18 protein-coding genes are annotated in these 18,105 nt (G+C 72.6%); 8 read left to right on the forward strand and 10 right to left on the reverse strand.

Features of this window, described 5'->3' with window-relative positions:
• Positions 1-21 precede the first annotated feature (21 nt).
• Positions 22-795, reverse strand: a complete 774-nt coding sequence (locus OHS58_RS08075; RefSeq protein WP_326952625.1) for an ESX secretion-associated protein EspG — start codon at positions 793-795, stop codon at positions 22-24.
• A gap of 48 nt (positions 796-843) precedes the next feature.
• Between OHS58_RS08075 and OHS58_RS08080 the strand changes: the two genes are divergently transcribed.
• Entirely contained in the window at positions 844-1,629 is a 786-nt protein-coding gene (locus OHS58_RS08080; RefSeq protein ID WP_326950472.1) for a helix-turn-helix transcriptional regulator, read from the forward strand.
• Between the two features lie 4 nt (positions 1,630-1,633).
• Here OHS58_RS08080 and OHS58_RS08085 read toward each other — a convergent pair whose 3' ends face one another.
• From OHS58_RS08085 to OHS58_RS08105, 5 genes are read right to left on the reverse strand one after another with little or no spacing between them, the layout of a single operon-like run.
• Complete coding sequence (locus tag OHS58_RS08085; protein ID WP_328647743.1) at positions 1,634-2,197, reverse strand: hypothetical protein; 564 nt, start codon at positions 2,195-2,197, stop codon at positions 1,634-1,636.
• Complete coding sequence (locus OHS58_RS08090; protein ID WP_328647744.1) at positions 2,194-2,886, reverse strand: hypothetical protein; 693 nt, start codon at positions 2,884-2,886, stop codon at positions 2,194-2,196. Before OHS58_RS08090 ends, OHS58_RS08085 begins: the two co-directional genes overlap by 4 nt.
• Positions 2,879-3,658, reverse strand: coding sequence for a hypothetical protein (locus OHS58_RS08095; protein ID WP_328647745.1), 780 nt, complete (start codon positions 3,656-3,658; stop codon positions 2,879-2,881). Before OHS58_RS08095 ends, OHS58_RS08090 begins: the two co-directional genes overlap by 8 nt.
• The gene (locus OHS58_RS08100) at positions 3,655-4,875 is read right to left on the reverse strand and encodes a WXG100 family type VII secretion target (protein ID WP_328647746.1); all 1,221 of its coding nucleotides are present in this window, start codon (positions 4,873-4,875) and stop codon (positions 3,655-3,657) included. The genes OHS58_RS08095 and OHS58_RS08100 overlap by 4 nt, the downstream gene beginning before the upstream one ends.
• On the reverse strand, positions 4,868-5,350 hold the full coding sequence (locus OHS58_RS08105) for a hypothetical protein (RefSeq protein WP_326950467.1): 483 nt from the start codon (positions 5,348-5,350) through the stop codon (positions 4,868-4,870). The genes OHS58_RS08100 and OHS58_RS08105 overlap by 8 nt, the downstream gene beginning before the upstream one ends.
• A gap of 127 nt (positions 5,351-5,477) precedes the next feature.
• On the opposite strand from OHS58_RS08105, the gene OHS58_RS08110 reads away from it, so the two are divergent.
• The gene (locus OHS58_RS08110; RefSeq protein ID WP_326952632.1) at positions 5,478-6,029 is read left to right on the forward strand and encodes a copper resistance CopC family protein; all 552 of its coding nucleotides are present in this window, start codon (positions 5,478-5,480) and stop codon (positions 6,027-6,029) included.
• On the opposite strand, the gene OHS58_RS08115 is transcribed toward OHS58_RS08110, so the two are convergent.
• Positions 6,026-7,399, reverse strand: a complete 1,374-nt coding sequence (locus OHS58_RS08115) for an APC family permease (protein ID WP_328647747.1) — start codon at positions 7,397-7,399, stop codon at positions 6,026-6,028. The two genes, OHS58_RS08110 and OHS58_RS08115, sit on opposite strands and share 4 nt — an antisense overlap.
• Before the next feature lie 170 nt (positions 7,400-7,569).
• Between OHS58_RS08115 and OHS58_RS08120 the strand changes: the two genes are divergently transcribed.
• From OHS58_RS08120 to OHS58_RS08140, 5 genes are all read left to right on the forward strand, one after another.
• Positions 7,570-8,064 carry an Lrp/AsnC family transcriptional regulator gene (locus OHS58_RS08120; RefSeq protein ID WP_328647748.1) on the forward strand — a complete coding sequence of 165 codons (495 nt, stop codon included), beginning with the start codon at positions 7,570-7,572 and terminating at the stop codon, positions 8,062-8,064.
• A gap of 117 nt (positions 8,065-8,181) precedes the next feature.
• On the forward strand, positions 8,182-9,576 hold the full coding sequence (locus OHS58_RS08125) for an aspartate aminotransferase family protein (RefSeq protein ID WP_328647749.1): 1,395 nt from the start codon (positions 8,182-8,184) through the stop codon (positions 9,574-9,576).
• Positions 9,577-9,847: 271 nt separating this feature from the next.
• Positions 9,848-11,062 carry a cytochrome P450 gene (locus OHS58_RS08130; RefSeq protein WP_328647750.1) on the forward strand — a complete coding sequence of 405 codons (1,215 nt, stop codon included), beginning with the start codon at positions 9,848-9,850 and terminating at the stop codon, positions 11,060-11,062.
• Between the two features lie 45 nt (positions 11,063-11,107).
• Positions 11,108-11,509 (forward strand): hypothetical protein, encoded by a 402-nt coding sequence (locus OHS58_RS08135; RefSeq protein ID WP_247052611.1) that lies wholly within the window; start codon positions 11,108-11,110, stop codon positions 11,507-11,509.
• 3 nt (positions 11,510-11,512) lie between these two features.
• Positions 11,513-12,148, forward strand: a complete 636-nt coding sequence (locus OHS58_RS08140; RefSeq protein ID WP_328647751.1) for a response regulator transcription factor — start codon at positions 11,513-11,515, stop codon at positions 12,146-12,148.
• A 65-nt stretch (positions 12,149-12,213) separates the two neighbouring features.
• Here OHS58_RS08140 and OHS58_RS08145 read toward each other — a convergent pair whose 3' ends face one another.
• From OHS58_RS08145 to OHS58_RS08155, 3 genes are all read right to left on the reverse strand, one after another.
• Entirely contained in the window at positions 12,214-13,365 is a 1,152-nt protein-coding gene (locus tag OHS58_RS08145) for a S53 family peptidase (protein ID WP_328647752.1), read from the reverse strand.
• 14 nt (positions 13,366-13,379) lie between these two features.
• On the reverse strand, positions 13,380-15,509 hold the full coding sequence (locus OHS58_RS08150; protein ID WP_328647753.1) for a hypothetical protein: 2,130 nt from the start codon (positions 15,507-15,509) through the stop codon (positions 13,380-13,382).
• A gap of 112 nt (positions 15,510-15,621) precedes the next feature.
• A complete protein-coding gene (locus OHS58_RS08155) occupies positions 15,622-16,350 on the reverse strand; it encodes a FadR/GntR family transcriptional regulator (RefSeq protein WP_326950457.1) in 729 nt (242 codons plus the stop codon).
• A 143-nt stretch (positions 16,351-16,493) separates the two neighbouring features.
• On the opposite strand from OHS58_RS08155, the gene OHS58_RS08160 reads away from it, so the two are divergent.
• Positions 16,494-18,092, forward strand: coding sequence for an ABC transporter substrate-binding protein (locus tag OHS58_RS08160; protein ID WP_328647754.1), 1,599 nt, complete (start codon positions 16,494-16,496; stop codon positions 18,090-18,092).
• The last annotated feature ends 13 nt before the right edge of the window (positions 18,093-18,105 follow it).

Genomic DNA, 18,105 nt, shown 5'->3' on the forward strand with positions numbered 1-18,105 from the left:
ACGACGAGCCGCGGCAGGACGCTAGCGGGCGTCGTCGGTCAGGCGGGTGACGCGGTCGGCGAACCAGGCGTCGTCCGCGGGGGTCACCATCACCCACGGCTCGCCGCCGACGCTCTCCGGCGTCACGGCGTAGCGGCCCGCCGCCGTGTCGAACCAGGCCAGCACCGGGGTGCGGCCGGCCGGGCCGGTCGCGGCGAGCTGGCCCGCGGCGTAGCGCTCCGCCGTCACGAGTGTCGCGAGTGGACGGATCGCCCGGCCGGTGATCCCGGCCGCGCCCAAGGCCCGCTCGAACGCGTCGTACCCGGCCTGCGCGTACGCGTCCATCGCCGCCGCGTACGCCGCGCGCGGCAACCGGAGCTGCTCGCCGGGGCCCGGGGGCAGCGCACCGAGCATGCGCGTCACCGCCGGCACCAGGTCGGCGGCGCGCATCGGCTCCAGCACCAGGTCCCGCTCGTCCAGCACGGCCAGCACCCCGGCCGGGCCCCGGACGGCGGCCAGCAGCCGCCACGGCGCCTCACCGAGCACCAGCGCGTCCACGCTCAGCGCGGGCGCCCCGAGCAGCACGAACAGGTCCGCCAGCCCCGGGTCGACGGCGTCACCGTCGGTGAGACCGGCCTCGGTGAGCCCGGCGAAGACACGCACACCCAGGTCGTCGCGCTCGGCGTGGGTGGCGCCGTGCGCCGGCACGTCGAACGGGTACGGCGGCGGCCCGCCCGGCCCCAGGTCCTCCCAGAGGAGATCGAACTCCAGATGCGACAGGATCACTCCCGCCGCCGTCGCGGTGCGCCGCGCCATGGTCCCCCTTCCCGTGGGATGCGGCCGCCGTCGGGCACGATGGTGCCGATGGCCGAGCCGCACTCAGTCGACGTACCCGCGACCGGGTACCTCGTCGTCCGCGCTTCGGGCGCCGCGGCCGCCCGCGCGGCCATCCTCGGCGGCCCGGCCGCGCCCGAGAGCGTCCAGCTGCTGCTGCGCTGCCCGGTCCCGCGCGCCGTCGCCGAGTCCGGCGCGAAGCTGACGTTCGCCGACGCGACGCTGCACCTGCAGCCGTCCGGCGTCGTGATGCTGACGGTCGCGGCGGCGAAGCTGTCCATCTCGTTCGCCGAGCTGCGGCCGCTGATGTTCCGGCCCGTCGAGGTGGCCGCGCCGCTGCGGTCGCTGTTCGCCGGCGCGGTCGCGCACGTCCTGGCGGCGGGCCCGCGGCTGGACCCGCACGGCCTGGCCCACCACCTGCTCGGCCTCGCCGAGCTGGTGCTGCGAAGCGCGCTTCGCGTCGAGCTGGACCGCGTCGACGCGCTCGCGGCGCGAAGGCGCGAAGCGGTGGAGTACATGCGCGCCCACCTGGGCGAACAGTCGCTGAGCGCGGACCGGATCGCCGAAGCGCTGTACATCTCGCGACGGCGGCTGTACCAGCTGTTCGACGACGGCCAAGGCGTCTCGGAACGGTTGAAGGGGCTGCGGATCGAGCGGGCCAAGGTGCTGCTGGCCGACCCGGCGAAGGCGGGCCGCGGAATCGCGGAGATCGCGCGGGACTGCGGATTCATCAGCGCCCCGCACTTCTCGCGGACGTTCCGCCGCGCCACCGGGCGGACGCCGCGCGAGTTCCGGGAGCAGGCGCTGCGGGGCTGACGCATCAGCGTCTCGCACTTCTGGCGGCACCCGCGCGGGGTTCGGCCGGGGTCAGGTCGACGCCCGCGACCAGCGTCCCGGCCAGGCCCGCGACCTCCAGCCAGCCGCGGCCGCCGGGGGAGTGCAGGGTGAACACGGCCGCGCGCGGGCGGTCCGGGTCGAGCACGACGGCCTGCAGCTGCGCACCCGCCAGGCCGATCCGCTCGACGATCACCACCGGGTAGCCGCGGCCGGTGCGGGCGCTGCTGACCTCGCGGATGCCCGGCGTCCTGTCGGCGACGAAGTGGCCGAGGTCCGCGGCGGCGGTCTCGTCGAGCGGACCGTCGACCGAGACGACGCCGGCGATGAGCAACGCGGGGTCGGCGTCGCGGTGCTCGACCAGCGCCAGCAGGCCCGCCCGCTGTTCGTGGGCGATCTCGGCGGACTGCACGGCCGCGGCTTCCAGGCCCAGGTCGCGGGCGGCGTCGGGGCCGCGCAGCCGCACCATCAGCGCGTGCAGCTCGGCGGTCGTGCGCTCGACCGAGGCCAGGCTCACCGGGCTGATCCCCGGCACGGCGGGCAGTTTCACCGGCCACCCAGTGCCGCGGTGAACGCGCCGACGGCGCCGGCGGGCGGCGTGACCGGCGCGACGGGCGTCCGCGCGACGGTGACGCCCAGATCGCGGCCGGCTTGGGAGAACGTGTCGAGTTGTGTTGCCAGGCCACGGAAATCCGGTGCGCTGGGCAGCGGGGCGCCGTCGCCGAGGGACCGCAGCCGTTCGGCGACGCGGGCCGCTTCGGTGCTGTGGACGCGTTCGAGGTCGCGGGCCTGGTCCAGCAGGCGGTCGAGGTCCCGTTGCGCGGCCGTGAGCCGGCTGCGCGCCGCGGTCAGCTCGCCTTCGGCGCCGGGGGAGAACTGGACGGTCGTCTCGGCGCGTTCGACGTTGTCCTGGGCGTCGACGACCGCCCGCCGGGCGGTGCCGGCCCGGTGGTCGAGGTCTTCGGCCTGACGTCGGTGGGCCGCGAGGACGCCGGCCCAGTCGTCGAGGACGGCGGCGGCCTTGCGGAGTGCTTCGGGCACGGCGTCGAGGCCGGCGCGGGTGCGCCCGGCGCGGTCGGCGAGGGCCTGCGCGGACCGGCCGGCCCACTCGGGGATCTCGCCGGGGGTGGGAGCGTCGCCGAGCTTCGCGGCGGCCGCGACGCAGCGGCGGGCCGCTTCGGCGACGGCGTCCGCGCTGCCGGGGACGGGGTCGAAGCCGAGACCCCGGAACTCAGCCATCGGCACGGCCGGAGTCGCCGAAAACGGCCGGGCCGAACCGGTGGGCGCTGCCGGGGTCGGTGCGCCGGGTGGGGGTTTGGCCGAGGTTGTCGCCGAGGGTCTGGCCGGCTTCGGCCGGCTGGTGGGGTTGTGTCGTGGTCTGGCCTGGGTCGGTGGCGGGCGCCTGGTCGAGTTGAGCGGGCCAGTGGGGTTGTGTGGTGGCTTGGCCTGGGGCGGTGGCGGGGGTCTGGTCGGCGTCGGCGGGCCGGAGGGGTTGCGCCGCGGTCTGGCCGGGGGCGATGCCGAGGGGCTGGCCGGCGTCGGTGGACTGGTGGGGCTGCGTTGTGGTCTGGCCGGTGTCGGCGGAGAGGGCCTGGTCGGGTTCAGCGGGCCGGAGAGGTTGCGCCGTGGTCTGGCCTGAGGCGGTGGCGGTGGCCTGATCGGCGTCGGTGGGCCGGAGGGGGTGCGCTGTGGTCTGGCCGGGGTCGTCCGAGCCCGGCTGTGCGGCGATGCGGCCCAGTGCTTCCGCCGCGCTCGCGTCCGCGCCGCGGAAGGCCTTCGCCGCCGCGTGGACGCTGTCCGCCGCTGTCGCGTAGTCCGTTCGCACGGCTCGTATCCTTCCGGACCACTCGCCGGTCAGCGCGGTGAGTGCGGCCGCGACCGCCTGCGGGCCGAGGTCGCCGCTTGCCGTCGCCTCGACGTCGGCCGCGGCTGCCGCGAACTCGTCGGCCGTGTCCTCCAAGCGCACCGCCAAGGCGTCCAGGGCGGCCGGGTCGGCGTGGAACCCGGTCATTCGCCGAACACCGGGGGATAGGCCGGGGGCAGGTCGTCCAGCAGGTCGTAGCCGTCGGCGTACTTGTCGCGGTGTTCCGTATCGTCCTCGCCCCGCGCGCCGCTCTGGCCGGGCGGGTACATGCCGTAGCCGCCCGCCGAGCCGCGGCCGCCGGTCGTGCCGGGGCCGAAGCCGGACGTTCCGGCGCCGAACCGGCCCGTTCCCGCCCGTTCACCCTCGCCGAGCCCACCGGCGCCCGCACCGGCACCGGCGCCGCTGCCCGTCATGCCCGGCATGCCCGCGAAGCCGGGGACCGAGCCGGAACCGGAGCCACCCGCGCCGATCACGCCGTCGAGACCGGAAAGCCCGGGCAGCCCGCCGATCCCGCCGGGCACGGATCCGGTGAGCGTGCCCGGCAGCACGCCCGCGGTCGTCGTCGAGTCGTCCGGCAGGCCGCCGGAGCCGCGGTCCGGGCCGGGCGAAGGCGTAGGAGACGGCGACGGCGACGGCGTGGGTGAAGGCAAAGGCGAAGGCGTGGGCGCGGGAGGCACGCGGGGCACCACCGGGTTCTCACCGTTCGCGCTCACCTGCGGTGCCGCGTCGAACGCCGGCGGCAGGCGGTGCCGGACCTCGTGGCTCGCCCCTTCGTACTGCTCCATCACGCGGACGGCTTCGGCCTTCGCGTCGTCGGCCTGCTTCTTCGTGGGGAGCTTGTCGTCCAGCAGGTCGTTCAGCATGTACGTGCCCTCGGGGCCGTCCAGCCGCTTGACCGCGTAGCCCTCCTGGAACCACCGCTCGGCCCAGTAGTGCACCGGCTCCGGCATCTTCCGCCGGGCCTCGCCGATCGCCGAGGTGTAGGTGTCGAGGCCGTCGCCGATGCTCCGGGCGTTCTCGCCCGCCGTCGCGGCCCAGCCGGTCAGCTTCTGGATCGAGTCCGCGGCCTGCGCCGCCGACGGTCCCCGCCACGACAACAGCAGCTTCTGCACCGTCGCGTGGACGTCGCCGGTGGCGGTGTCGACGCCCTTGGCGAGCTCGGCCCACCGGTGCGCCTGCTCACCGAGCTTCGGCGGGTCGGCCGACTGGACCATGTCCCACATCTCGCGGTGGTCGTAGCTGTCCCAGTTGATCCGCCCGAAGGTGCCCTCTTGCCGGTTCGCGATCTTCTCCCGGCGGACGCGCCGCGCCTTCGCCTTTTCGCGCTTCGTCGGCTCGTGGTTCGTGGAGTGGTAGTCAGGCATCCTGCGCCCCCGCGCTCGCCGCCAGCGTGGCTGCGGCTTCTTCGTCGTTGCGGCGGTGCGAAGCGGCGACGGTGTCGAGCGCCTGCCGCAGCGAAGCCAGTTCGGTCAGGTAGGACAGCAACGCCGTCTGCACGCCACCGGCCTCGGCGCCTCCGCGCAGCCCGAACGACGCGCGCATCCAGTGCGAGACCGGCCCCTTGCCGTCGGCGAGCGGGGTGCCCAGGTCCTGGGCGTTGCCGAGGTAGCGGGCGACCTCCTGGTACCGCTCGTCGAGGGCCTTCTGCGCGGCGGCGATCTCGGCGTAGTCCAGCGCGAGCACGTCACCGCCGTCGGCGACGAGCGTGGCCGAGCCGACGCCTTCCGGCTTCGCGACGGTCGAGGCCTTCTCCCGCGGTTCGTGCTGGTCCTGCTTCTCCTGCCGCTGCTGCGCGCGCAGCTGCCGCCGCGCGTCGGCCTCGTCGCGCACTGTCGCCATGGAGGTCCTTCCCTACGCCACCCAGGCGTCCATTTTGACCAATGGGCGGCCCGGAGACCAGCGACACCCCCACCGCTGCACAGGTGGACACGAACAGTGCACGAACCGGATAGGGCAGGATGTCCGAATGATCCGCCGCGCCCTGACCGCTGTGTTCGCCTCCGCCGCCGTACTCCTGCTGTGCACGCCGCCGGCGTCGGCCCACACCGAGCTGACGTCGAGCTCGCCCGCGGAAGGCGCGTCGCTGGCCGAGGCGCCGTCGCAGGTCCAGCTCACGTTCGAGGAGCCGGTCACGCTGCCGCCGGACGCCGTGAAGATCACCGGCCGCGACGGCACCGCCTGGCCGGTCAGCACCCCGGTGGCGGCCGGGAACGTCGTGACCGCGCCGGTGACGCCCGCAGGGCCCGCCCAGGCCTACACGCTGACCTGGAAGGTCATCGCGAAGGACGGCGACAACGTCACCGGCACTCTCCACTTCACCCTCACGGCCGCGGCTACCGCGGCGCCGGCGACACGCGCGGCGATCACCGAGGCCGCGCCCACCTCGCAGGCCCCCGTCGTCGGTGTGGACACCAGCAGCTTCCCCGGCTGGGTCTGGATCGTGGTCGCCGTCGTCGGCCTGCTCGCCGTGATCGTCGTCGGGCTGCGCTTCCTGCGCGGCGGCGGCCCGAAGGCCTAGTCCTGCGGCACCGTCACGACCCACCGTTCCGGACGCCGGCGCAGGTAACCCCACCAGTACAGCGCCGCCACCAGCAGCACCCCGGCCGTGATGCCCAGGTCGAGGGCGCTCTGCTCGACCAGGATGTAGACCAGCGCGGCGGCGGCGAGCACCGGCACGACCGGCCACGCCGGCATCCGCCAGACGTGCGGTTTCCGGTGCGCCGCCCGGCGGGCGCCGAGCGCGGCGGCCGCGACACTGAGGTAGAGCGCCACGACGGCGACCCCGGTGACGCCGTTGAGCGTGTCCACCGGCACGAAGCACAGGACGGCCTCGGACAGCCCGGTCACCAGCGTCGCCACCCACGGCGAGCCGTACCGGCGCCCGACCACGCTCATCACGCGGTTCACCGGCTCCGGCCACGCCCGGTCGCGGGCCGAGGCGAACAGCACCCGCGAGTTCTGGATGACCATGACGATCACGGCGTTCACGATCGCCGCCGCGATGCACAGGCTGATCGCGACGCCGACGCCCGAGTTGCTCCAGCTCGTGACGAGCGCGGTCAGGTCGAGCCCGGCGAGCGACGCGGCGTCCGGCACGGCGAGGGTGATCGCGACGACCGGCACCAGGATGACCAGCGCGCTGACGCCGAGCGTCCAGAACACCGTCCGGACGACGGTCCGGCGCGGCTCCCGCATCTCCTCGGCGAGGTAGACGGCCGTGCTGAAACCCTGCACGACGAACAACGCGACGGCGAGCCCGGCGATCACCGCGATCGGCCCGATCCCGCCGGTGCCGAGGCTCGGCTTGACCAGTACGGCCGGGCTCTGTGAGGTGTGCGTGAAGCCGAGCAGCGCTACGACGAAGATGGCGACCAGTTCGATGACCAGGAAGATCCCGGTGATCCAGGCGTTGGAACGCAGGTTGAGCAGACCCATCACGGTCGCCGCCAGCATCACGATCGCGCCGGCCACCGACGGGTCGATGGCGACGGCCGCGGCGAGGTAGTCCGCGACGCCGATGGCGATGATCGGCGGCACGACGAGGATGACGATCACCGACAGCATGAACGTCAGCCAGCCGGCGAACCGGTTCGCGACGGTGGTCACCATGGCGTATTCACCGCCCGCGCTCGGGACCAGGGTGCCCAGCTCGGAGTAGCAAAAGGCGACGCCGACGCAGAGCAGCACGGCGAGGGTGATGGTGAGCGCGGTGCCGGTGCCGAGGTCGCCGAACAGCGGGGGCACCAGGACGAACAGGGACGACGCCGGCGTCACGCAGCTGAGCGTGAGCAGCGTGCCGCCGCCGACGCCGATGGAGCGGGTGAGCGTGCGGGGTCCGGCGGGGGTGGTGGCCGTCGCGGTGCTGGGCGGGACAGGGGTGCGGGGCATCGGCGTTCCCTCCGGCCGGGGCAAGGTGCGACGGATGGAACAGCACTGATTCGGTGTTGTCAACGCCATGAATTCGACTGATTTCGTCGTTCAGGCGGTCGGCGGCCTTCGCATTTAGTGACCATCCGTGATCGAATCGCCGGGTTTGCCTCGCGTCGCCCGCGTCAGGGATGATCCCGGGCGTGAGCAGCCAGGACACCCCCAGCCGGCCGGCGCCGCCGGTGCTCGACGACATCTCGCGGCAGATCATCGCGCAACTGCAGGAGGACGGCCGGCGCGCGTACGCGACCATCGGCAAGGCCGTCGGCCTGTCCGAGGCCGCGGTGCGCCAGCGGGTGCAGCGGCTGTCGGACTCCGGCGTCATCCAGATCGTCGCCGTCTCGGATCCGTTGCAGGTCGGGCTGTTCCGGCAGGCGATGATCGCGATCACCGTCGACGGTCCGCTCGAACCGGTCGGCGACGCGCTGGCCGAGATGGACGAAATCGCGTACGTGATCCTCTGCGCCGGGCGCTACGACGTGCTCTGCGAGGCCGTCTGCGCCGACGACGAAGCCCTGCTCAAGCTGATCTCGACGCGCATCCGCGCACTGCCGGGCGTCCGGCACGCGGAGGCGATGGTCTACCTCAAGCTGCGGAAACAGACCTACCAGTGGGGCACTCGCTGACCGTGACGACTGAATCCGAAGGCAAGATCGCTCCTTCGGTCGATAATTAGTTGTTGATGATGGTGACCACGACCGGATCGCTTGCATAACGTCGATGGCGCGTGCGATAACCGAGCCATGACCATAACCGCCGACCCGGCCGCCACCGTCGACGCCGCGGCCCTCGCCCAGTCCGCCCGCAGCAACCTCTGGATGCACTTCACCCGCCACTCCGCCTACGACACCACCGACGTCCCGGTGATCGTGCGCGGCGAAGGCGCCTACATCTGGGACGCCCGCGGGAAGCGGTACCTGGACGGGCTCGCCGGGCTGTTCGCGGTCCAGGTCGGCCACGGCCGCGAGGAACTCGCCGAAGCCGCCGCGCGTCAGACGAAGCAGCTCGCGTACTTCCCGCTCTGGGGTCACGCGCACCCGTCGGCGATCGAGCTGGCCGAGCGGCTGGCCGCCGCGTCGCCCGGCGATCTCAACCGCGTGTTCTTCACCGTGAGCGGCGGCGAGTCGGTCGAGACGGCGTGGAAGCTGGCCAAGCAGTACTTCAAGCTCGTCGGGAAACCCACCAAGCACAAGGTGATCAGCCGCGCGCTGGCCTACCACGGCACCTCGCAGGGCGCGCTGTCGATCACCGGCATCCCCGGCGCCAAGGCCGACTTCGAGCCGCTGGTGCCGAGCACGATGCGCGTGCCCAACACGAACTTCTACCGCGCCACCGAGCACGCCGACGACTACGCCGCCTACGGCCGCTGGGCCGCCGACCAGATCGAGCAGGCCATCGAGTTCGAGGGCGCGGACACCGTCGCCGCCGTCTTCCTCGAGCCGGTGCAGAACACCGGCGGCTGCTTCGTCCCGCCGCCCGGCTACTTCGAGCGCGTCCGCGAAATCTGCGACAAGCACGACGTCCTGCTGGTGTCGGACGAGGTGATCTGCGCGTTCGGCCGGGTCGGGTACGACTTCGCCGCCAAGCGCTACGGCTACCAGCCGGACATCATCACGACGGCGAAGGGCCTGACGTCCGGGTACGCGCCGCTGGGCGCGGTGCTCGCGAGCGAGCGGCTGATGGACCCGTTCACCCGCGGGGCCACGACGTTCATGCACGGCTCGACCTACGGCGGGCACCCGGTGTCCTGCGCGGTGGCGCTGGCCAACCTCGACCTGATGGAGCGCGAGGACCTCTACGGCCACGTGCTGGCCAACGAGTCCGCGTTCCGGTCCACTTTGGACAAGCTGACCGACCTGCCGATCGTCGGCGACGTCCGCGGCGCGGGGTTCTTCTACGGCATCGAGCTGGTCAAGGACAAGGCGACCAAGGAGACCTTCAGCGCGGCGGAATCCGAGCGCGTGCTGCGCGGTTTCCTGTCGGACGCGCTGTTCGAGGCCGGGTTGTACTGCCGCGCCGACGACCGCGCCGAGCCGGTCGTGCAGCTGTCGCCCCCGCTGATCTGCGACCAGCACCAGTTCGACGAGATGGAGCAGATCCTGCGCGACACCCTGACCCAGGCCTGGAAGCTGCTCTGACCTCGTGGGCCGAAGTTCGTTGACAGCGGCTTCGACTGGTGGGCCCGTTCCAACGTCGAACAACTCTCGACGCGCGACTCCGGCCGCCACGTGGGTCCAGTAGCCGGGCGCCTGCCGGGAAAGTCGTGTTCGTGCGGGTCGGTTAGCCCGGACGGGCAACGAATCTGCGGGGCGCCCGCCCGGCTGGGTACCGTGGATCTTGGGACCGGGGGAGCGGCCGTCGCCGGCCTGACTGTCGTTGCCATCGGCCGCGCACCCGGGAGGACTCTCGATGACCGCGACCACGGACACCCCGCGCCTGCCGTTCGCGCGGCCGAACGTCCTGGAGATCGCTCCGCTCTACGACGTGCTGCGGCGCGAGGGGCCGGTGGTGCGCGTGACGACGCCGGTGGGTGACCCGGCGTGGCTCGTCACCGGCTTCGACCAGGTGCGGACCGTGCTGTCGGACCCGCGGTTCGGCCGCTCGCACCCCGCGCCGGAAGAGGCGTCGTCGCTGTCGGACGCGGCGATCCTCAGCCGGCCGCAGGGTGACCACGACACCGAGCACGCCGAGCACGCGCGGATGCGGAAGATGCTGGTCCCGTCGTTCTCCGCCAACCGGATGCGGCGGCTGGCCGGCCACGTCCAGGAGCTGGCCGACGGCTGCTTCGACGCGATGGACCGGGCCCGCGCCGAGCACCCCGGGGAGCCGGTCGACCTGCACGAGCTGTTGTCGTTCCCGCTGCCCGTGCTGGTGATCTGCGAGCTGCTCGGCGTCCCGTACGAGGACCGCGACACGTTCCGGGTGCTCTCGGAGCGGATGGGCCGCACCGACATCGGGACCGGCGCCGACGCCGCGCTCGACGAGTTCGCCGAGTACATGGGCCGCCTCGCCGCGGCGAAGCGGCGCCACCCCACCCAGGACGTCGTCTCCGACATGGTCCGCGCCCAGGCCGACGACCCCACCTTCAGCGACGACGACCTCGCCCGGCTCGCCGCCGGCCTGCTGTTCGCCGGCCACGAGACGACGTCCAACCGGATCGACCTCGGCGTGTTGTTCCTGCTCACCGACCTCGCCCAGCGTGACGCGCTCGTCGCCGACCCCGAGGGCCGCGTCCACGGCGTCGTCGAAGAGATCCTCCGGATGTCGGCACCGGGTGGCCTCGGCCTCCTGCGGTACGCGCACGACGACGTCGACCTCGGCGGCGTCGCGATCGCCCGCGGCGACGCCGTGGTCCTGTCGATCAGTGCCGCCAACCGCGACGAGTCCGTGTTCCCCGGCGCCGCGACGTTCGACCCGGAGCGCAAGCCGAACGGGCACGTCGCCTTCGCCCACGGCGGCTGGTTCTGCATCGGCGCCAGCCTCGCCCGCACCGAGCTGCGGGTGGTGTTCGGCTCGCTGTTCCGCCGGTTCCCGGGGCTGCGGCTGGCCGTTGGCGTGGATGAACTGGAGGTCCGGACGAATCGTGTCACCGGGGGAGTGGACCGCGTGCCGGTCCTCTGGTAGACCGAAGCGGCTTCGACGCCGTTATCACCGGAAAGTCAGGACAGCATGGCCCTGTGGGACAAGCTCGGAATGGACGACAAGCTCGTCAAGGTGCTGAAGGAGATCCCACCGGGCCCGGAGGCCGAGGACTTCGGCCCCGCCTTCGTCACGATCCACCAGCTGGCCGTCGAGCTCGACCAGCGGTTTCCCGAGGTGCGCCGGCAGCTGGACGTGCCGTTCGGCGGTGGCGCGAGCCGGCACGCCGGGCTCGTCGAGCTGCTCGGCAAGGAGCTGGTCGACAAGATCAAGCGCTACGGCGACGTCTACCCGATCGAAGCCGCGCAGCTGTCGTCGGTGCGGTTCCGGGAGCTGCGGCTGCGCGGTCCGGGCGGGCGTGACCTGGTCGGCGCGTCGCGGACCGACCTGCCGCTGATCCGCCTGCGGGCCAAAGACAAGCCCGAGGACTGAGCGGTGCTCCCACCGCCACCGGTCCGGGTCATGGTGGCCGAGCGCGACACCGGCGTGCGGGACCGCCTGAGCGGGATCCTCGGCGAGGCGGACGGCATCGAGGTCGTCGGCTCGGTCGGCGACGCGACGACGGCCCGGGCCACCCTCAGGCGGCGGCTGCCCGACGTGGTGCTGCTGGACCCGCGCCTGGCGCCGCTGGGTCCGGTTTCCCGGCGTCCCGCGGTGGTCGTGCTGGCCACGTTCGACTCCGAGGCGGGGATCCTGCGCGCGCTGCGGGACGGCGCGGCGGGGTTTCTGCTGCGGTCCGCCCGGCGCAACGAGCTGATCAAGGTGGTCCGGCTGGCGGCCGACGGGCACGTGGTCCTCTCGCCGGACGCCTCCCGCCGCCTGGTCTCCGCGGCGACGCGGCTGTCCGGCCCCCGCGACGAGCGGCTGGCGCGGGTGGACCTGCTGTCGGAGCGCGAGCGGGAGGTGCTGGTCGGCATCGGCTCGGCCCTGACGAACGCCGAGATCGCGACGCGGCTCTACCTGCCGGAGCCGGTGGTGCGGACCCTCGTCACGCAGGTCGTGAAGAAGCTCGGGTGCGCGCACCGGACGGAAGCCGGGCTGCTGGCCATCGAACGCGGCCTCTGCCGCTGACGGCCCTGCCGTGAGGGGCACCCTCAGGGACACAAACGCCCTGAGGGTGCCCCTCACGACCTTCGTCAGAACCCGCCGAGGCCGTTAGGGACGCCGACGCCCGTGGGAGCGTCGTAACCCGGGGCGGCCACGCACAGGTAGTCGCCGCCGCACTTCGTGCCGCCGCCGACGGGATCGTTGTTCCCGGCCGTGATGTCGACGAACCGCGACGCCCGCGCGTAGAGGTCGGCCGGCTGCGCGACCCCCGCGCGGCCGGACCGGCCGTACAGCCCGGCGACGAACGGCGCCGACGCGCTGGTGCCGTTCACCGGGAGCCAGCCCCCCACGTCGGTGTTGTAGATCGCCAGGTCGTCGGCGACCGCCGCGACGTCCGCGACCGTCCGCTTGCCGCAGTGGGTGTCCTTCTGCCACTTCGGTTTCGCGATGTAGGCCGAGCAGCCGCTGCCGCCGTAGGCCCACGCCTGCTCCGCCCAGCCGCGCGCGGAGTCCGGGTCCCTCGCCAGCGACGTCCCGCCGACCGCGACCGTCGTCGCCAGCGCCGCGGGATAGCTCGCCGCGGTGAAGCCGGAGTCGCCCGAGGAGGCCACCACCGTCACGCCCGGGTGCCGGTAGTGGCTCGCGAACGCCAGCTGCGCGCCGCCTTCCCGCGAGCCGTAGCTGTTCGACACCACCTTCGCGCCCAGCCGGACGGCGGTGTCCTCGGTCTCGGCGAGGTCGGCGAACCCGGGGGTGGTGCCTTCCACGACGACGATCCGGCACGACGGGCACGCCGCGGACACCATCGAGACGTCCAAAGTGGACTCGATGGCCCAGCCGAAGTCGGCCGCCGGCAACGGCGTCGCGACGCCCTGCTGGTTCACCTTCCGGAAGCAGCCGTTCGCCGTGGTGCACGGCGGCAGGCCGTACTGCGCCCGGTAGGTGGCCAGGTCGGCCTCCAGGTTGGGCGCGTCGTAGGCGATCGAGATGCCGACGACGGTGTCGGGCCCGGTGCTCGCAGGCAGTCGGTAGGCCGAGGCCAGGTCGTCGGCACCCCAGCCGATCGGGCCGTCGGCCAGGGCGCGCGTGGCCCCCGGCGTGAACGTGGTGAGGCAGCGCAGGACGTCCGGCCCCGCCTCGGGACAGGCCGCGCGCGGCCCGGGTGCGGCGGCCGCGGCCGGAGCCAGCGCGATCGCCGCCGCGCACACGGCGGTCAGTACGCCCAGCTTTCGAATGGACACAGTGGACACTCCCTTCAGGACGCGTAGACGTGGTAGGCGGCGGTGATCGTCTCCGCGATGGTCGCCCCGGTGGCGTCGGACGCGGTGACCCGCAGCGAGACGTCCGTGCCGCGGAAGGTGTCCGTCGTCGCGGCGAAATCCGCGTGGTAGACGCCGTTCCCGCGGGCCGTGACGGCCGCGTCCTGCCAGGTGGTGCCGTCGGTCGAGTACTGCACGGTCGCCCCGGTGATCGCGCTCGCGGCGGCCGACTGCAGGTGCCCGGCGGTGAGGTCGAGACCCTGCGGCCCGGACGCGGTGGAGCCGTCCGGCCGGAGCCCGCCGACTGCGTACCCCAGCGTCAGCAACGGCTCGACCGCGCAGGACCGGTCCGGCCCGTCGGCTCCGCGCGCGCAGTACAGCGCCTGCGGCAGGGTGACGCCGTCGACGTGCTGCGACTTCCACGTCCACTCGGTGCGGGTGGCCGTGCTCTGGTGGTACATCGGGCCGGTGCGGCCCGCGTCGAGCGTCAGCCCCAGTGTCGACGGCTCGGCGCCGACCTCCTGTTCCAGGTTGAGCGCGAAGCCGCCGACCGGGTCGCCCTCGGCGACCGCCGTGCCGTCCTGGGTCAGCGTGTAGTGCCCCGTGATCGTGTCGCGGGACTCGCCGTAGTAGCCGAAGCCGGTGTGGCCGGGCTCGTTGTCGCTGAACGGCGTGATGGCGAACCGCAGCAGGTCACCGGTCCGCGTCGCGGCCGGCTGGGTGTAGACGGTGGCGTCGTCCAGCGGCTCGAGGGCGACGGCACCGGCCGGGTGCAACGGGAACCGGTTCCAGCCTTCGGTGACGGCGGTGCCGCCCCGGTAGCCGTGGAACGCCTCGTACTGGCCGCCGGCCCAGCCGGGGAACGGCCCGGGCAGGACGTACTTCGAGAACCCGCCGAACCAGACGAGGTCCGGCGCGGCCGAGACGTACTCGGTCTGCCGCCGCGGCAGGTCGATCGGGTGCGACGGGCGCCCGCTGGTGTCCTCGAAGGCGAACATGCCGCTGCGCTGCCGCAGGCCGGCCGAGGCGTACTCGCTGTAGTAGGTGGCGTCGACCGTGGCGACGTCCTTCGCCGTGATCACGTACCGCTGCTGCGGGATCGTGCCGGCACTCGCCTTCTGCAGCACATATTCGTACGGCGTGCCGGGTCCGGGCGGGGACACGAGCCGGCTGTACGGGTACGTCTGCAGCGCCCCGGTGGTGACGGGTTTCGCCGTCGGCGACACCGAGATCGGCACACCGGGACCGGCGTCGAAGTCGACGAGCAGCGCGGGCCCGGTCTTCGCGGCCCGGCGGAACAGGAACCCGGTGTCGTCGAGCAGCGCGGGCCGCGGGGTCACCCAGGTCAGCTTGCTGGTGGCGCGTTTCGCGTCGACCCGGACGGTGGTGTCGGACTTCACCGCGAACTCGGGCTGCGCGCTGAAACGCAGTTCGGTCGGGTTGCCGTCGGCGTCGGCGGTCCAGAAGACGCCGAGCGCGCTGTAGTTCCCGTCGGGCGCGCTGAACTTCGCGGTTCCCCCGGCGAAGTAGTTGTAGTTCTCGTTCGGATCCAGGGTGTTGCCGTCGTCGGTGTTGTAGAGGAACGCGATCCCGGTGTCGGCGGGCTTCCCGCCGATGTCCTTGGCGTCCACCGAAACCGTACGCATCACCGACCGTGGCTGCGCTTTCGGCTGCTTCGCGCCCTTGAGCGCGAAGCTCGCGCCGCCGGCGAAGAGCCCTTGCCCGCCGAAGTGGCCGCGGGCGTTGTCCTCCTTGAACTGCTTCGTCAGCGCAGCACCGAAATCGGGCACGTTCTCGGCGACCTGGCCGCCGGCCAGCAGCGCCTTGACGTCGAACAGGCTCAGGTCGAGCCCGCGCCCGAGGTAGGGGAGCGCGGTGCCGGGAACCTCGTAGTCCCGCCCGCCGAGGCGCAGGTGGACGAGCGCGCGGGCCATCCCCTTGGCCGCGGCGGGCTGGACGTCGAAGGTGTCCCGGCCGTCCGGAGCGGTCCGGACGGTGACCCGGTCACCGGTGATGAGCGTGGCGGTGGCCGCCGCGGTCGTCGCGCTCGCGGGTGGCGGGGCGAGCCCGGTCAGCCCCGCCTGGCCGGCGAGCAGGACCGCGAACACCGAAAGAGTTCTTCGCACTGGCGCCTCCGTGTGGTGGTTGATCACCACTACGACGAGCCAGTCGCCGGGACCGTTGAGCCCCGTTGCCGAACCTGCCGGAAGTTACCTCGAACGGCTCAACCACCCAGAGTCAGGAAGAGTGGACCGCCGGCACCGGCCGGGCGACGCCGAAACCGCCGTACGGTCCGGCTTTCGCGCGCTTGCGGACCTCGTCGAAGTGCCGGTGCACCGCCTCCGCCGCAGCGTCCGGGTCGCGCAGCAGGAGGGCGTCGACGATCACCTGGTGCCGTTTCGCGGTGGCCGTCGGCGAGGCGGCCGGGCCGCCCAGCTCGCCCTCCGCGATCCGGTAGACGTCCCAGAACAACCCCGTCAGCTCGCGCGCCAGGTCGAAGCCGGCTTCCGCGCAGATCAGGTCGTGGAACTCGCGGTCGGCCTCCGCCGCGTCCGGGCCCTTGCGGCGCATCCGGGCCACGCACGCCTGCAGGTCGTCGATCAGCTCCGGCCGGTGCTCGACGGCGACGCGGCGGGTCAGCTCCGTCTCCAGCATCTCGCGCACCTCGAGCAGGTCCCGCAGGCGGCCGACGTCGGTGGCGCCGCGGGCGCGCGTGCGGAACAGCAGCCACGTCTGCAGCGACTCCGAGCCCGCCGACCCGACGAACGTGCCGTAGCCGTGGCGGATCTCGACGATGCCCAGGGCCTGCAGGGCCTTGATCGCCTCGCGGATCGAGTTGCGGCTGACGCCGATGTCCTCCATGAGGCTCAGTTCGGTCGGCATCGGCGCGCCCGGCGGGAGCTCCCGTTCGACGATCAGGTCGATGATGCGCTTGGTGATCTCTTCGCTGCGCTGCGGACGGGCCACTGCTTGTCCTCCCCGGATGCGTCGTGAGAGGACATCCTACGTCATACGTCCAAGACTCTTGACCGCCACGCGCCTCAGTCCTAGGCTCACGCCGGTCATAGGACGTCCCATGTCCTACCGTTCGAGGCCCGCAGGAGACAGCGATGTCCCAGAGCCCGTCGCTCAGCCGCCGCCAGGTGCTGCGCTACACCACCTTCGCCGGCGCGGCCCTGGCGTTCCCCACCGTGCTCGCCGCGTGCGGCGGTCCGGCGTCCACCAACAAGACCGGCAGCTCGACCGGGTCGCTGACCGCCGTGATCGGCTACGGCAACAACCAGACGTGGGACCCGCTGCAGACGGCGTCCGCCTTCTCGATGGCCGCGATCCTGCACTGCTACGAGTCCCTGGTGGAGGGTGACCCGATCACCCGCGCGCCGTTCCCCGGCCTGGCGAAGGCCCTGCCCGCCGACGCGAGCGGCACGAGCCTGAAGTTCGAGCTCCGTGACGGCGCGAAGTGGCACGACGGGCAGCCCGTGACCGCTGACGACGTCGTCTTCACCTACGCGCGGGCGCTCGACGACCAGGAGAACGTGCTGATCCACAGCTTCTTCGCCACCTGGCTGCAGGAAGTGCGCAAGACCGGTGACCACGCGGTCGAGTTCGTCCTCAAGTTCCCGTTCCCGTACGCGCTGCAGCGGATCCAGTGCTGCAAGATCGTCCCCAAGCACGTCTACGACGGCAAGTGGGCCGACGCCGCGGCGGGCAAGGTCGTCGGCTCCGGGCCCTACAAGATCGTCGAGCAGGCCCCGCTGTCGCACACGAGCTTCGAGAAGTTCGCCGGCTACAACGGCCCGCGCCCGGGCGCCTACGACAAGATGCTGTGGAAGTCCATCGTGGACTCCGCGCCGCGCGTCGCCGCGATCTCCGGGGCGGCGCCGGACGCGCAGATCGCCGAGAACATCCCGCCCGCCAACGCCGACCAGCTGCGCAAGGCCGGCCGGACCGTCGAGTTCGCCGACGGCGGCAACAACCTCTTCCTGCTGTTCAACACCGCGCACGCGCCGTTCGACGACAAGCTCGTGCGGCAGGCGCTGCACTACGCGATCGACAAGAAGAAGATGGTCGAGATCGGCCTGAAGGGCGCCGGCTCGCCCGGGACGTCGTTCATCAACCCGAAGCTCCCGTCCTCGCAGCCCGCGGCGCAGGACTTCGCCTACAACCCCGGCAAGGCGAAGTCGCTGCTGCAGCAGGCGGGCGCGACCGGGCTGAAGATCACGCTGTCCACGACGAACACCTCGCTGGTCGCCGACTGCGTCAAGGTGATCAAGGAGGGCTGGGACGCGATCGGCGTCCAGACCACTTTGGACGCCCAGGACACCAAGGCACTCTTCTCGAAACTGGACGCGGGCACCGACTTCCAGGTCGTCGCCTCGACCAACAACCCGATGCAGTTCGGCAACGACCCCGACCTGATGATCCGCTACTACTACGACGCGAAGTCCATCCTGACGTCGAAGTACGCGCGCTGGACCGGCGCCGACGCCCAGGCGCTGCTGGGCCTGCAGGACCAGGCCGCGGCGGAGCCGGACGAGGCGAAACGCACGAGCCTGAACAAGCAGCTGCTCGACGAGATCTCGGAGCAGGCCGTCATCTACCCGGTGGTGTTCACCCAGCTCGGGACCGCGTGGGACCCGAAGGCGATCACCGGCGTGCACGCCCAGGGCTACCCGGGCATCTACCTGAACCAGGCCAAGCCGGCCTGAGCGAGGAGAGCCC

The organism is Amycolatopsis sp. NBC_00348 (assembly GCF_036114655.1).
In the GTDB taxonomy this organism is placed as follows: Bacteria; Actinomycetota; Actinomycetes; order Mycobacteriales; family Pseudonocardiaceae; genus Amycolatopsis.